The organism is Streptomyces sp. NPDC029151 (assembly GCF_055564315.1).
Genome location: NZ_JBVHWQ010000004.1, coordinates 317,703 through 333,510, shown reverse-complemented (window position 1 = coordinate 333,510; position 15,808 = coordinate 317,703). Strand labels below are relative to the sequence as shown.

At 73.1% G+C, this 15,808-nt stretch carries 6 protein-coding genes; 3 read left to right on the top strand and 3 right to left on the bottom strand.

All coding sequences use genetic code 11. The annotated features are described in order from the left end of the window. Positions 1–116: 116 nt before the first annotated feature. Positions 117–758 (top strand): RNA polymerase sigma factor, encoded by a 642-nt coding sequence (locus ACZ4VF_RS18000; protein ID WP_467926944.1) that lies wholly within the window; start codon positions 117–119, stop codon positions 756–758. An 80-nt stretch (positions 759–838) separates the two neighbouring features. Beyond that, positions 839–1,171 carry a hypothetical protein gene (locus ACZ4VF_RS17995; RefSeq protein ID WP_467926943.1) on the top strand — a complete coding sequence of 111 codons (333 nt, stop codon included), beginning with the start codon at positions 839–841 and terminating at the stop codon, positions 1,169–1,171. A 211-nt stretch (positions 1,172–1,382) separates the two neighbouring features. On the opposite strand, the gene ACZ4VF_RS17990 is transcribed toward ACZ4VF_RS17995, so the two are convergent. The 3 genes from ACZ4VF_RS17990 to ACZ4VF_RS17980 all read right to left on the bottom strand — a co-directional run bounded on the left by ACZ4VF_RS17990 (position 1,383) and on the right by ACZ4VF_RS17980 (position 4,056). Next, the gene (locus ACZ4VF_RS17990; RefSeq protein ID WP_467926941.1) at positions 1,383–1,622 is read right to left on the bottom strand and encodes a ferredoxin; all 240 of its coding nucleotides are present in this window, start codon (positions 1,620–1,622) and stop codon (positions 1,383–1,385) included. A 4-nt stretch (positions 1,623–1,626) separates the two neighbouring features. After that, a complete protein-coding gene (locus ACZ4VF_RS17985) occupies positions 1,627–2,859 on the bottom strand; it encodes a cytochrome P450 (RefSeq protein WP_467926939.1) in 1,233 nt (410 codons plus the stop codon). 849 nt (positions 2,860–3,708) lie between these two features. After that, positions 3,709–4,056 (bottom strand): DUF6191 domain-containing protein, encoded by a 348-nt coding sequence (locus tag ACZ4VF_RS17980; protein ID WP_467926938.1) that lies wholly within the window; start codon positions 4,054–4,056, stop codon positions 3,709–3,711. A 201-nt stretch (positions 4,057–4,257) separates the two neighbouring features. Here ACZ4VF_RS17980 and ACZ4VF_RS17975 point away from each other — a divergent pair, with 201 nt between their 5' ends. After that, positions 4,258–15,678: an amino acid adenylation domain-containing protein gene (locus ACZ4VF_RS17975; RefSeq protein WP_467926936.1), complete on the top strand. Its 11,421-nt coding sequence runs from the start codon at positions 4,258–4,260 to the stop codon at positions 15,676–15,678. The last annotated feature ends 130 nt before the right edge of the window (positions 15,679–15,808 follow it).

Genomic DNA, 15,808 nt, shown 5'->3' with positions numbered 1-15,808 from the left:
ACTTCCGTCGGGGCCGACGCTGATGATCGTGGAGGGCAAAGACACGGCCGGAGCGTGTCGCACCGTGAGGGAAGCGCCACGCAGTGGCCAGCAACTCGGCACGAACGAGGACGGTCTTGGGCCAGGGAGGGGTACCCCGCCGCCCGCAGCCGCGGGACGGGGAGCTGGGCGCGGCCGTGGCGCGGGCCCAGGAGGGTGACGAGACCGCCTTCGCGGTGGCGTACCGGATCGTGCAGCCCGCTCTGCTCGGCTATCTGCGGGGCCTGGTCGGCGAGGAGGCGGAGGACGTCGCCTCCGACGCCTGGCTGGAGATCGCCCGCGACCTGGGGAGGTTCCGGGGCGACGGCGCCGGGTTCCGCGGCTGGACCGCGACCATCGCCCGGCACCGCGCGCTGGACCATCTGCGCCGGCAGCGGAGCCGGCCCCGGGCGACGCGGCTGGAACAGGACGCGCTGGAACTGCCCGGCCGGCACAGCACGCCCGACCAGGCCCTGGAGTCGCTCTCCACGGAACGCGCGCTGGAACTGGTGCGGGCGCTGCCGCGGGACCAGGCCGAGGCGGTGCTGCTCCGCGTGGTCGTCGGCCTCGACGGCCCGGCCGCCGCCCGGGTCCTCGGAAAACGCCCCGGCGCCGTCCGCACCGCCGCGCACCGGGGCCTGCGCCGCCTGGCCCGCCACCTGGGCGTTCCCGGCGCCGCGGACGACCCTGCCGAGGGTGTGGCGGACGGCGGACCCCCGACGCCGGGTGAGCCGGGATGAACGGCGCCGGGTCCGGGACGTGTACGAGGGCGGACGGCGCGCCGGCGGCCGGGATGCGGGGTGACGAGGAGGGAACGGACATGGCTGACCGGCACAGCGGCGACGGGCCACCTGGCCGCGGGCCCGCGCACCCCGCCGGCACCGTCGCCGCGTTCGGACCGGCCGACGCCTCCCGCGAGCTCTCCGGGCTGGAGACACGGTTCGGAGCCGCACTGCGCGCCGCGGGTCTCGACCCCGAGGCCGAGCGCAGCGCCGTGGCCGCCTTCCGGGACGCCCGCGACGCGGGCGCGCACGACGCGCGCACCCGTGCCCGGGACGACTGGCGGCCGGCCCGGCCGGCCCGGCCGGGACAGTGGCAGGCGACGACGGCTCACGGGGAGCGGTCGGGGCCGCCACCGTTCCCACGAGCGTGAGCGGGACGGCCGTCGGGCCGGACGCGCCCGCCGAGCCCTGCTCCGCACGCGTTCACGCGCGGGTCTGCTGCCCCTGCCGGTGCGGCCCGGCCGGGACAGTGGCAGGCGACGACGGCTCACGGGGAGTGGTCGGGGCCGCCACCGTTCCCACGAGCGTGAGCGGGACGGCCGTCGGGCCGGATGCGCCCGCCGAGCCCTGCTCCGCACGCGTTCACGCACGGGTCTGCTGCCCCTGCCGGTGCGGCGGGCCGCCGACGGTGATGGCCGCCATGGGGCAGAGTTCGGCGGCCCGGTGAGCCGCGGCGTGGTGGGCCGGTGCCGGCTCCGGGGCCAGGAGGACCACCCGGCCGTCCTCGTCGCCCTGGTCGAACACCGCGGGGGCGGTCAGGGCGCACATGCCGGCGCCGACACATCGGTCACGGTCTACGGTGACGGTCAGGGCGACGGCCATCGGGCTACTCCTCCTCCCACGTGACGGGGAGGGTCTGCACGCCGTAGACGTTCGTGCTGACGCGCAGCGGTACCTCCTCCTGCGGGACGGCCAGCCGCAACGCCGGGAAGCGGGTGAGCAGTGCCGGGAAGGCGACGCTCATCTCGACGCGGGCCAGCTGCTGGGCCAGGCACTGGTGGGCGCCGTGACCGAAGGCCAGATGCCCGGCCGCCTTGCGGCGCAGGTCGAGGCGGTCGGGGTCCGGGTACTTCGCCGGGTCGCGGTTGGCGGCCGGGAGGGAGACGACGACCGTCTCTCCGGCCTTGATCAGCCGGCCGCCGATCTCCACGTCCTCCAGCGCCGCCCGCAGGCCCAGTTCGGCGATGGTGAGATAGCGCAACAGCTCCTCGACGGCCTGGCCGGCGAGACCCGGGTCACCGCGCAGCGCGTCGGCCTGGTCAGGGTTGCTCAGCAGCGCGAAGGTGCCGAGCCCGAGCATGTTGGCGGTGGTGTCGATCCCGGCCGCCAGCAGAAGAAAGCCGACACCCAGCAGTTCCTCGTCGCTCAGGTCGCTGTCCGTGAGATCGCTGAGGATGTCGTCGGTGGGGGAGGCGCGCTTGGCGGCCACCAGCTGTGCCAGATACGCCTGGATCGTGGTGAACGCGGCCAGTTTGTCGTCCATGTCCCCACTGAAGACCGCCGCAGCCTGCTCCTGGAAGGAGTTCCGGTCCTGGTACGGCACCCCCAGCAGCTCGCAGATCATGATCGCGGGAAGGGGCTGGGCGAACGTGGTCACCAGATCCACCGTCGGCCCGGCCTTCTCCATGGCGTCCAGGAGCTCGGCGGTGATCTGCTCGACCCGCTCGCTGAGCAGCTGCATCCGCCGGACGGTGAACTTGCCCGCCAGCAGCCTGCGGTAACGGCCGTGTTGGGGCTCGTCCATGTTGATGAACTCGCCGGGTGCCGCCGGGGGAATCTGCATACCGCCCAGGTCCATGGACGGGTTGTGCATGAGCTCCTTGCGGGAGCTCAGCCGCGCGTCGGCCAGGATCGCGCGGCACACGGAATACCCGGTGGCCAGCCAGCCGACGTGTCCGTCGGGGAAGGTCAGCCGGTGCAACGGCTGCTCCCCACGTAACCGCGTCAGCTCGGCGGGCGGGTCGAAGGGGCAGCCCGTGCGGCGGTCGCCCGGCCGCGTCACCAGCTCGAAACGCCGTGCCGTGTCGTAGGCGGGGGGCGTCGACGGTTCGTCGTGCATGAGGTCCTCCGGTGTTGAGCGCTGAGCACCACGTGGTCGGTGCCGAGCAGCATGTGGTCAGTGCTGAGTACTCGTGGTCAGTACCGGGTGCCGGGTGCACGCCGGCGAGTCTCGTCGTACCGAGTCCCCGGGCCGGGGACGAAGGCGGCGCAGGGTGCGGGGAACGCAGCCGGGGGCGAACGTCACGCAGGAGCCCGGCCAGCACCAGGACCACGAGGTCCGCGTCCTCGCGGGAGCCCCCGGACGCCGTGGCGGCAGCAGCGCAAGCCGCCGGCCGAGGTCCTTCGCGGCCACGGCGGCCACCACCGTCAGCAGGATCCAGACCGTCGGATCGTTGACGGCCGCGTACGCCAGGGCGGTCGTGCCGATCCGGTGCGGACCAGCCCGCCGTCGGCGATGATCCGGGCCGGCACCGGGAACGCCGTCGCGGTCATGGCGACCGCGACGAACGGTACCGACGCCGGGAGCGGGCCCTGCCCGTGCGCATCCGCCGGCAGCCACGCGAGCGCGGCACCCGGGGCGCGGGGCAGCGCTGTCGAGAAGACGGCCGCCCACACCGTGACCCGGCCGCGTCCGCGCAGCATTCCGAGGTCGATCTCCGACCCGACGGCGCACACGAACAGCGCGAGACCCAGGCCTGGCGGGTGTGCTCGGCAGGGGCCGCACGCCGGCGGGGAGGACGGCGTCGGCGAGGTGCGCGCCGAGCGAGGCGGGACCCGGCAGGACGCCGGCGAGTATCCCGCCGATGACCGCCGGCCGGCCCAGCGACCTCGCGGCCACCCCCCAGAGCACGTGCCAGGCCGAGGATCACGGCCGGGTCGGGGGAGAGGGAGAGCGTCTGTGACGGCGTCACCGGGAGGGGTCTTCGTCGGCCCCCGGCGAGCTGCCGCCTGTCGGCGGGGTACCGGAAGTCCGGTTCTCGCCCGGCAGGACGACGTGTGCGGTGCCCTTGGCCAGGTCGATGCGCGTCCGCGGCGGGGCGCCGTCGCCCTCCTCGTCACGGAGCACTTCCTGAAGCTGCTGCTGCTCCATCTCCACCAGCTTGTTGCCGTTGAAGATGAGGTTGAACTGGTCGAACGCGGCGCCGGTCACCGGGCGTCGGGCACCGCTGCGCCGGAAGAGGATGCTGCGCCCCTTGAAGAAGCGCCGCAGGACCAGCTCCGTTCCGCAGCATATGAACAGTAACAACGCGAGCACGGGGAGAACGGCCCCGCTCCACACAGCTGATGACATCGAAAAGGCCTCCTGCCGACGGGTCGAGACTATCCAGCAACCGGAATCCGGTTCGCCGATATCCGGTGTCCCGTTTCGTCCAGTGCCGTCTCGGACCTTGCACGGCATGCCGCCACAACAGAGCCTCCAGAGGAGATGAGCGCCTGCGCAGCCCGAGGAGATTCGATGATCCCGCTCTCGCACGCACAGCAGCGACTGTGGTTCCTCAACCGGTTGGAAGGGCCCAATGCCACCTACAACATGCCGGCCCTGCTCCGGCTGACGGGTGAGCTCGACCGGACCGCGCTCGTCGCGGCGCTGCAGGACCTCATCGACCGGCACGAGCCGTTGCGCACGGTCTTCGTCAGCCATGACGACGTGCCGGAACAGCGGATCCTCGCGCCGGGCGTGGGCCGTCTGGAAGCTGCCGTCACCGAGGTCCGACCGGAGGAGCTGGACGGCGAACTCGCCGAGCTGGCCGGCCGCGCCTTCGACCTGGAGACGGAGATACCCATCCGGGCACGGCTGTTCGCCCTGTCCGAGCGCGAGCACGTACTGGCGTTGGTGATCCATCACATCGCCGCGGACGGGTGGTCGATGGCCCCGCTCGCGCGTGACCTCACCGCGGCGTACGAGGCCCGCCGGAACGGGCGGGCGCCCGACTGGCCGGAGCTGCCGATCCAGTACGCGGACTACACCCTGTGGCAGCAGGAACTGCTCGGGGGCGAGGACGACCCGGAATCCCTGATCAGTGAGCAGATCGAGTACTGGCGCAAGACGCTCGCCGGGCTGCCGGACGAACTGCGGCTGCCGGTGGACCGGCAGCGCCCCGCCGCGCCCGGCCACCAGGGCGGCAACGTCCCGTTCCAGGTGAGTGCGGAACTTCACGGGAGGCTGTCCGAACTGGCGGCGCGGTCGGACGCCAGTCTGTACATGGTGGTGCAGGCGGGGCTGGCCGCACTGCTGAGCCGGCTGGGTGCCGGCACGGACATCCCTCTCGGCTCGCCGATCGCCGGCCGCACCGAGGAAGGGCTGGACGAACTGGTCGGCTTCTTCGTCAACACCCTGGTGATGCGCCTCGACACCGCCGGCGGTCCCTCGTTCCGTGAGCTCATCGCCAGGTCTCGGCAGACGGCCCTGGAGGCGTACGCGAACCAGGAGCTGCCGTTCGAGCGGCTGGTCGACATCCTCCGCCCGGACCGGAGCCTCGGCAGGCACCCGCTGTTCCAGGTGATGCTGGCGTTCCAGAACAACACGCTGCCGCGGCTGCGGCTGCCGGGGCTGGCCGTGGAGGGCGAGCAGCTGTACACGGACACCTCCAAGTTCGATCTGGCGTTCAGCATGGGCGAGCAGTTCGACGAAGAGGGACGGCCACGGGGGCTGGGCGGCACGGTCGAGTACGCCACGGACCTGTTCGACCGGGAGAGCGTCGAGCGGCTCGGCGCCCGCCTGATCCAGGTCTTCGAGGCGATGGCCGCCGACCCCGACCAGCGAGTCGACGCCGTGGACGTGCTGCTGCCGGGCGAGCGGCAACAGGTGCTGGAGACGTGGAACCGGACCGAGCGGGACGTCCCCGCGGCCGGGTTCGCGGAGCTCTTCCGGTCTCGTGCCGCCGAGACCCCGGACGCCACCGCGCTGGTGTCCGAGGCGGCCACGCTGACCTACGGCGAGCTGGACGCCGCCGCCAACCGGCTGGCCCGGCTGCTCGCCGCGCGCGGTGCGGGCCCAGGGCACCTGGTGGCGCTGGCGCTGCCCCGGTCGGTGGAGCTCGTGACGGCGATGCTCGCCGTGGCCAAGGCCGGGGCCGCCTACCTCCCGGTCGACACCGGCTACCCCGCCGAGCGCATCGCGTACATGCTGGAGGACGCCCGCCCGGTGCTGACGGTGACGACCGGGGCGCTGACCGGGCGGCTGCCGGCCGCCGGCCCGGTCCTCGTCCTCGACGACGAGCACACCGTCACCGAGCTGAACGGGTACCGCGCGGACGACCTGCCGTCGAACCGGACGCTCGGCAGCCCGCTCTACGTGATCTACACCTCGGGCTCCACCGGGAAGCCGAAGGGCGTGGTGGTGACGGACCGCGGCGTGGCCAGCATGGTCCGCAGCCAGCGGGAGCGCCTGGGCGCGGGACCGGACAGCCGGGTGCTCCAGTTCTCCTCGCCGAGCTTCGACGTCGCGTTCTGGGACTGCTGCATGGCGCTGCTGAACGGCGGCACGCTGTTCCTGCGGTCCGCCGAACAGCTCATGCCCGGCCGGGAGCTGGCCGAGTTCATCCGGGACCAGCGCCTCACGCACTTCACCATGCCGCCGTCCGTCCTCGCGGCGATGCCCTCGGGCGTGCTGCCGGCCGGCCTGACCGTGTCGGTGGCGGGCGAGGCGTGCCCCGGCGCGCTGGTGGAGCGATTCGCGCCGGGCAACCGCATGTTCAACGCCTACGGTCCGACCGAGACGACCGTCATCGCGACCATGAGCGAGCAGCTGTCCGGCCCGGACGGTCCCCCGATCGGCAGGCCGGTGGACAACACACGCGTCTACGTGCTCGACGAGGCCCTGCGCCCGGTGCCGGCCGGTGTCGTGGGAGACCTGTACGTCGCGGGCGCGAGCCTGGCCGCCGGCTACCTGCGCCGCCCGGGTCTGACCTCGGAGCGGTTCGTGGCCTGCCCGTTCGGCGGCCCCGGGGAGCGGATGTACCGCACCGGGGACCTCGCCCGGCTGCGGGCCGACGGACAGGTCGACTACGTCGGCCGCGCCGACGCGCAGGTGAAGATCCGCGGCTTCCGGATCGAACCGGGTGAGGTCGAGGCCGTACTCGCCCGGCACCCCGGGGTGCAGCAGGCCGCCGTGCTGGCGCGGGAGGACCGCCCCGGCGACCGGCAGCTGGCCGCGTACCTCGTCCCGGCGGGGGACGACGCCGACCGGGACGAGGCGGCGGAGCGGCAGCAGCTGGGCAACTGGCAGGCCACCTACGACGCCCACCACGAAGGTCTGTCGGGTGGTCTCGGCGAGGACTTCTCCGGCTGGAACAGCAGCTACACGGGGCAGCCGATCCCGGTCGCGGAGATGCGGCGGTGGCGGGACGCCACCGTGGCCCGGATCCGGGAGCTGGGCCCCCGCCGGGTGCTGGAGATCGGGGTCGGCAGCGGCCTGCTCCTCGCGCCGCTGGCGCCGGACTGCGAGTCCTACTGGGGCACCGACATCTCCGAGGTCGTCATCGACCGGGTACGCGCCCAGCTCGAAGGCCGGCCCGAGCTGGCCGGCCGGGTCGAGCTGCGCACCCAGCCGGCGCACCTCTTCGACGGCCTGCCCACGGGGTACTTCGACACCGTCGTCGTGAACTCCGTCATCCAGTACTTCCCCAGCGCCGACTACCTGACCGACGTGCTCACCCGGGCGCTCGACCTGGTCGTGCCCGGCGGCAACGTGTTCGTCGGCGACGTCCGCAACCTCCGGCTGCACCGGGCCCTGCGTACGTCCGTCGAGCTGCAAGCCGCCGACGCCGCGGTCCGCGACGCCGGCGACGTGCGCCGGACCGTCGACCTTGCCGTGGCACGGGAGACGGAACTGCTCGTCGACCCCGACTACTTCGCCGGCCTGGCCGCGGCCGCGGACGTCATGGTCAAGTCCGGCACGGACCGCAACGAGCTCACCGGCCACCGCTACGACGTGGTGCTGCGCACGACGACGCCGCCGGAGCCGGCCGCCGTCCGGGAACTCGTCTGGGGGCGGGACGTCGCCGGCACGGACGAGCTGCGCTCGACGCTGGCGGCCCGGCCGGACGGCCTGAGGGTCACCGGCATCCCCAACCGCCGGGTCGCCGCCGAGCTCGCCGCCGTGCGGGTGCTCGAGGCCGGCGACCTGCCGGCCGCGCTGGCCGCCCTCGCGGCGGACCCGTCCGGGTTGCCGGAGCCCGGGGAGTTCGCCGCCCTGGGGGAAGAAGCCGGCTACCGGACCGTCGTCACCTGGGCCGGCGCCGACCGCGAAGGCGGCACGCTGGACGTGGTGTTCGGTGCACCCGGTACGACGGCGCCGGCCGGCTACCGCCCCGGTGCGCGCCCGGCCCACGGGGGCGCCGCGTACACCAACGCCCCGGCCGCCGTGCTGGCCTCGGACGCCCTGGTCGAGTCGGTGCGTGAGCACCTGCGGCGCGCGGTGCCGGACTACCTGGTGCCGACCGCGTTCGTCGTACTGGACCGGATGCCGCTGACGACGAACGGCAAGGTGGACCGGCGTGCCCTGCCGGCGCCGGCGGTCCTCGGCAAGACCTCCGGCCGTGGCCCGCGCAACGACCGCGAGGCCACCCTGTGCCGGATCTTCGCCGAGATCCTCGGAGTGCCCCGGGTCGGCATCGACGACGGGTTCTTCGATCTCGGCGGCCACTCGCTGCTGGCGACCCGGCTGGTCTCCCGGGTACGGGACGCCCTGGGCGTCGACCTGGCCATCCGGGACGTGTTCCTGACGCCCACGGTGGCCGGGCTCGGCGACGTGCTGGACAAGGCCGAGGGGACCCGGCGGCGGGTGGTGCGGCAGCCACGTCCCGAGCGCACACCCCTGTCGTACGCGCAGCAGCGGCTGTGGTTCCTCAGCCGGCTGGAGGAGGGGAGCGCCACCTACAACATGCCGATCGTGGTGCGGCTCACCGGTGAGCTGGACCGCACGGCACTGGCCGCGGCCGTCCAGGACGTGTCCGACCGGCACGAATCGCTGCGCACGAGGTACCCGGACGTCGATGGCACCCCGTACCAGGACATCGTGCCCCCGGAGCAGGCCCGGATCGAGCTGGAGGTCACCGAGACCACCGAGGCGGAACTGACCGGACAGCTCGCCGGTGTCTGCGGCCATGCCTTCGACCTGGCCGCGGAACTGCCCCTGCGAGCACACCTGTTCGCGCTGTCGCCGCACGAGCACGTGCTGGCGCTGGTGTTGCACCACATCGCCGGGGACGGCTGGTCGATGGGACCGCTGACCCGGGACCTGACGGACGCCTACACCGCCCGCCTCGACGGCCGCCGACCGCGGTGGGCGCCGCTGCCCGTGCAGTACGCGGACTACGCGCTGTGGCAGCGGGAGCTGCTCGGCCATGAGGACGACCCGGACAGCCTGATCAGCCGGCAGATCGCCTACTGGCGCGAGGAACTGGCAGACCTGCCCGAGAACCTGCGGCTGCCCGGCAGCCGGCCGCGTGGGACGAGCGGGGAGTACCACGGGGCCACCCTGTCGTTCCGCATCGACCAGCGGACCCACCGCCGCATGGCCGACCTGGCCGCCTCCTCCGGCACCAGCCTGTACATGGTCGGTCAGGCAGGGCTCGCCGCCCTGCTCACCCGGCTCGGCTGCGGCACCGACATCCCGCTCGGCACGCCGGTCGCCGGCCGCACCGACACCGCGCTCGACGACCTCATCGGCGACTTCCTCAACACGCTGGTGCTGCGGACCGACACGAGCGGCAACCCCACCTGGCACGAGCTGCTCGGCCGGATCAGCGAGACGAACCTCAGCGCCTACGCGAACCAGGACGTGCCGATCGAGCGCCTGGTCGAGCTGCTCAACCCGGACCGCTCGGCCGGCCGGATGCCGCTGTTCCAGGTCCTGTTGTCGCTGCACGGAGCACCGCCGGAACCGGGGTTCCCCGGCCTCGCCGCCCGACCCGAGCCGGTCGAGCGGATCGTGCAGAACAAGTTCGACCTCGCCGTCCACCTGCGCGAGACCGTGGCGGAGGACGGCGGTCCGGGCGGTCTGGAAGGAATGGTCGAGTACTCGACCGACCTGTTCGACACGGCGGACGTCGAACGGCTGACGGACCGCCTGGCGCGGACGTTCGCCGCGCTGGCCGCGGACCCCGGGCAGCGGATCGGCGCGGCCGACCTGCTCGACGAGGCCGAACACGAGCAGGTCGTCCGGGGCTGGAACGACACCGCGCACGAGGTGCCGTACGCCACCCTGCCGGAGCTGTTCGCCGCGCAGGCGGCTCGTACCCCCCACCGCACGGCGGTGGTCTTCGAGGGCACCGAACTCACCTACGCCGAACTCGATGCGCGCGCGGAGCGCTTGGCCCGGGTGCTCACCGAGCACGGCGCCCGGCCGGAGACCTGCGTCGCGGTGGTGCTGCCGCGCTCCGAGACCCTCGTCGTCACCCTGCTGGCGGTTCTCAGGACCGGCGCCGCGTACCTGCCGGTCGATCCGGGCTATCCCGCCGAGCGCATCCAGTACCTGCTCGACGACGCCCGCCCGGTGCTCACTCTCACCGAGGACCACCCGCTCTTCGGCGCGGAGCCGTCCGGCGGCGCGGTCGTGGCCGGCCCGGGCGCCTGCCTCCCGGAGCACCCCGCGTACGTGATCTACACGTCCGGTTCCACCGGAGCCCCCAAGGGGGTGGTGGTCTCCCACGCGAGCATCGTCAACCGACTGACGTGGATGCAGGACCGGTACGGGCTCGACGCGACGGACCGGGTGCTGCAGAAGACCCCCGCCGGATTCGACGTCTCGGTGTGGGAGTTCTTCTGGCCCCTGCTCAACGGCGCCACGCTGGTGGTGGCCAGGCCCGGCGGGCACCAGGACCCGGTCTACCTGGCCGGGCTGATGCGTGCACAGCGGATCACCACCGCGCACTTCGTGCCGTCGATGCTGGCCGTGTTCGCCGCGGAGCCCGCCGCGGCACGGCTGCCGGACCTGCGCCGGCTGATCAGCAGCGGTGAGGCACTGCCGGCCGAGCTGGCCGAGCGGGTCGGCGCCACGATCGGGGCCGGCCTGCACAACCTGTACGGCCCGACCGAGGCGGCGGTGGACGTGACCGCCTGGGAGTGCCGGAAGGAGCCGGGGGCGGTCACGGTGCCGATCGGCAGCCCGGTGTGGAACACCGCCCTGTACGTGCTCGACTCCGCGTTGCGCCCGGTCCCGCCCGGCGTCGCCGGCGAGCTGTACATCGCCGGCGCCCAGCTGGCTCGCGGCTATCTGCACCGCCCGGCCCTGACCGCCGGACGGTTCGTGGCCTGCCCCTTCGGCGGAGCCGGGGAGCGGATGTACCGCACCGGCGACGTGGCGGCCTGGCGGGCCGACGGCCAGCTGGAGTTCCTCGGCCGCGCCGACGACCAGGTCAAGGTGCGCGGTTTCCGGGTCGAGCCCGCCGAGATCGAGGCGGCCCTGGCCCGGCACGACGGCGTCAGGCGCGTCGTCGTCGTACCCCGCGCGGAGGCGTCCGGTGACACCCGGCTCGTCGCCTACGTCGTCCCGGCCGGTGCGGACCGGCCCCGGGCCGCGGTGCTGCGGGAGTTCCTCGGCGGTCTGCTGCCGGAGCACCTGATACCGGCGGCCTTCGTCGTACTGGACGAGCTGCCGCTGACCCCGAACGGAAAGCTGGACCGGCGGGCGCTGCCGGCACCCCATCACGAAGGCCGGACGACCGGGCGCGGTCCTCGCAACAAACGCGAGGAGACGCTCTGCCGGATCTTCGCGGACATCCTCGGCCTGCCCGAGGTGGGTATCGACGAAGGCTTCTTCGACCTCGGTGGCCACTCCCTCATGGCGACCCGGCTGATCTCCCTGGTACGGGTCACGTTCGGGGTCGATCTGGCGATCCGCGACCTGTTCACGACGCAGACGGTGGCCGGACTGGTACGGATCCTCGACCAGGCCGACGACAGCCGGCGGCAGCCGATCGTGCGGAGGCAGCGCCCGGAGCGGGTGCCGCTGTCCCACGCCCAGCAGCGGCTGTGGTTCCTCAACCGCCTGGAGGGTTCGAACGCCGCCTACAACCTGCCCATGGCGGCGCGGCTGACGGGCCGGCTGGACCACCGGGCGCTGGCCGCCGCCGTGGCCGACGTCACCGTCCGGCACGAGACGCTGCGCACGGTCTTCCCGGAGACCGACGGCATTCCCCACCAGCTGATTCTGCCCCCGGACCGGGCACGGCCGGACTTCGAGGTGAGCGAGGCCGACCGGGACGGGCTGGCCGCGGCGATCGCCGCGATCGCCGAGCAGGACTTCGACCTCCGCACGGACCTTCCGCTGCGGGTCAGGGTGCTCACGGTGTCCCCCACCGAGCACGTGCTCGTGCTGGTCCTCCACCATGTGGCCGGTGACGGCTGGTCGCTGGTCCCGCTCGCCCGTGACCTGAGCGGCGCGTACACGGAACGCTGCGCCGGCCGGGCCCCGGAGTGGACCGAACTGCCCGTGCAGTACGTGGACTACGCGCTGTGGCAGCGCGATCTGCTGGGCCGCACGGACAATCCCGACAGTGTCGTCAGCGAGCAGGTCGCGTACTGGCGGCAGGCACTGGCCGGGATTCCGGACGAGCTGCCCCTGCCGACGGACCGGCAGCGGCCGAAGACACCGAGCTACGCCGGCGGCAGCGTCGCGTTCGGCTACGGGCCGGAGCTGCACGCCCGGATCAACAAGCTGGCCGTCGACTGCAACGCGACGGCGTTCATGGTCGTCCAGACGGCGCTCGCCGCACTGCTGACCCGCCTCGGGGCCGGCACCGACATCCCGGTCGGCTCGCCCATCGCCGGGCGCACCGACGAAGCCCTTGACGACCTCGTCGGATTCTTCGTCAACACGCTGGTACTGCGCACCGACACCAGCGGCGACCCGACGTTCCGCGAGGTCATCGACCGGGTGCGGGAGGCCAACCTCAACGCGTACGCCCACCAGGACCTTCCGTTCGAGTACCTGGTCGAGGCGGTCAACCCGGACCGGTCCGCGGCCCGGCACCCCCTGTTCCAGGTGATGTTCGCCTTCCAGAACACCAGGGACACCGAGCTGCGGCTGCCCGGCCTCACCGCCGAGGCGCTCGAAGCGGGCACCGACGCCACCATGTTCGACCTGTCGGTCCAGCTGACGGCCCGGTACCACGAGGACGGCCGGGAGGGCGGTGCCCGCGGCGCTCTGACCTACAGCAGCGACCTCTTCGACAGGGAGACCGTGGAGTCGGTCGCCGAACGTCTGCTGCTGATGCTGGAGGCGATCACCACCGATCCCGGGCAGCGGATCAGCCAGGTCGAGCTGCTCGACGCGGCGGAGCGGCGGCGGATCCTGGAGGAGTGGAACGGCGGCACCGCACCGGTCCCGTCGGTCACCCTGCCCGAGCTGTTCGCCGCGTCCGCCTCCCGCGACGGCGCCGCCACCGCGGTGCGTACGGGGGACACGCGGCTGAGCTACGACGAACTGCGGTCCTCCGCCAACCGGCTGGCACGGCTGCTGGTGGCAGGCGGCTGCGGCCCGGAGCAGCGGGTCGCGCTGGCCCTGCCGAGGGACGAGCGGCTGCCGGTCGCGATGTGGGCTGTGCTGAACTCCGGTGCCGCGTACGTGCCGATCGACCCCGGCCATCCGGCCGAGCGGGTGCGCCACCTGGTCGAGGACGCCCGCCCGGTGCTGGCGGTGACGGACCGCGCCGGTGCGGACGTACTGCCCGAAGGGCTGCCCCGCATCGTGCTCGACGACCCGGCGACCAAGGCCGCGCTCAGCGAACTGGCGGACGGCGACCTCACCGACGCGGACCGGTCGGCGCCGCTGCGCCCCGACGACGCGGCCTACGTGATCTACACCTCGGGGTCGACCGGGCGTCCCAAGGGCGTGGTGGTCGCGCACCGCGCGGTGGCGAACCTCTCGGCGTGGGCGGGACGGGCCTTCTCCCCGGACGTGTTCGCCGCCGTACTGGCCACCACCTCGGTGACCTTCGACGTCTCGGTGTCGGACATGATTCTGCCGCTGCTGCACGGCGGCAGCATCGAGGTGGTGCGCGACGTGCTCGCCCTCGCCGACGGGGACCGTGCCGAGGCGAGCCTGGTCTGTACGGCGCCGTCCGCGATGTCGGCCGCACTCGCCGCCGGCGGCCGCCTGCGGATCGGCACCGTCATCCTGGTGGGCGAGGCGGTCACGCCGCGGCTGGTGCACGATCTGCGGGCCGCGGCCCCCGGCGTACGGATCGCGAACCTCTACGGACCGACGGAGGCCTGTGTCTACGCCACCGAGTGGTACGACGACGGCAACGCCGGCGGTGTGGCACCGATCGGCCGGGCGCTGACCAACTACCGCACCTATGTGCTGGACCACGGCATGAACCCGGTGCCCCCCGGGGTCGTCGGTGAGTTGTACCTCGCCGGAGCGGGGCTCGCCCGGGGCTACTCCGGCCGGCCCGGGATGACCGCCGAACGTTTCGTCGCCTGCCCGTTCGGTGGCGCCGGGGAACGCATGTACCGCACCGGCGACCTGGTGCGCTGGCGCTCCGACGGCCAGCTGGAGTTCGTCGGCCGGGTCGACGACCAGGTCAAGATCCGTGGCCAGCGGGCGGAGCCCGGCGAGACCGAGGCCGTCCTCGCACGGCACGACGGCGTCGCTCAGGTCGCGGTGATTCCCCGGCGGGACCAGCAGGGGGACACCGTGCTGGTCGCGTACGCCGTGGCCACCGACGGCCACGAGGTGGAGCCGGCCGAGCTGATCGAGTTCGCGCGCCGTGAGCTGCCGGGCCACCTGGTCCCGTCGGCGGTCGTGCCGCTCGAGCGGCTGCCGCTGACGGCCAGCGGAAAGCTGGACCGGCGGATGCTGCCGGCGCCGGGAACCGCGCAGTCCGCCGCCGGGCGCGGGCCGCGCGACGCCCGGGAGCAGGCGCTGTGCGACCTGTTCGCCGAGGTGGTCGGGGTGCCGGCCGTGGGGATCGACGACAGCTTCTTCGAGCTGGGCGGGCACTCCCTGCTGGCCACTCGGCTCGTGGCGAAGGCGCGGGACCGGCTCGGCGTCGAGCTCGCCGTGCGGACCCTGTTCGAGGCGCCGACCGTGGCGGGACTGACCGAACGCCTCGACGCGGCGGGCCGGGAGGACTCCGGCACGGATTCGCTGCGGATCCTGATGCCGCTGCGCGCCGAGGGCAGCCGTCCTCCGCTGTTCTGCGTGCATCCGGCGACCGGGCTCGGCTGGGTGTACGCGGGCCTGCTGCAGCACCTCGACAAGGACCAGCCGGTCTACACGATCCAGGCCCGTGGCCTGGACGGGCAGGGCGGGTACGCCACGTCCGTCGACGAGATGGCCGTCGACTATCTCGCCCACATCCGCGAGGTGCAGCCGCACGGGCCGTACCAGCTCATGGGCTGGTCGTCCGGTGGCGCGGTGTCCCACGCCATCGCCGGGCTCCTGCGTGACCAGGGGGAGCAGGTGCACCTGCTCGCCATGCTCGACACCACGGTCCCCGGGCCCGACTACACCGATCCGGACACCGACGTGATGTTCCAGGCCCTGCGCTACGTCGGCCTGGAACTGACGCCCGCGGCGGGGGAGGAACCCGACTTTGCCCGGGTGCACGCGTTCCTGCGGGAAATCGACCACCCGCTGGCCGGTCTGGGCGAGCGCAGCCTGGCCGCGCTGCCGGAGGTCCTCGGCCGGCAGACCGCGATGCTGAGAGAGCCGTTCGACCGTGCGGTCGACACCGACCTGCTGTTCTTCACCGCACGGCGCAGCCACCCGGACGAGCCGGACTTCGCATCGAGCTGGCAGCCCCTGATCAAGGGCCGGATCACGGAGATCGAGGTCGACTGCGAACACAATCAGATGACGGAACCGCAGCAGTTGGCGCAGATCGGCCCGGCCCTGCGGGCGAGGCTTCTGCCGGCCGACCGGTGAAGCAGACGTCGTACCGGTGGGATTGGCGGCGCCATATCTGGTTTGTAATTCAACATAATTGAAAGTGGCCGAAGGTGGCCGGAGGTGGCCGGAATTGGTCGCTTATCACAACCGGGCGTCGACAAAAATG

Excerpts from the sequence above, each read along its gene's own strand:
- ACZ4VF_RS17995 (WP_467926943.1), top strand. The coding sequence starts at position 839 with ATGGCTGACCGGCACAGCGGCGACGGGCCACCTGGCCGCGGGCCCGCG.
- ACZ4VF_RS17990 (WP_467926941.1), bottom strand. The coding sequence starts at position 1,622 with ATGGCCGTCGCCCTGACCGTCACCGTAGACCGTGACCGATGTGTCGGC.
- ACZ4VF_RS17985 (WP_467926939.1), bottom strand. The coding sequence starts at position 2,859 with ATGCACGACGAACCGTCGACGCCCCCCGCCTACGACACGGCACGGCGT.
- ACZ4VF_RS17975 (WP_467926936.1), top strand. The coding sequence starts at position 4,258 with ATGATCCCGCTCTCGCACGCACAGCAGCGACTGTGGTTCCTCAACCGG.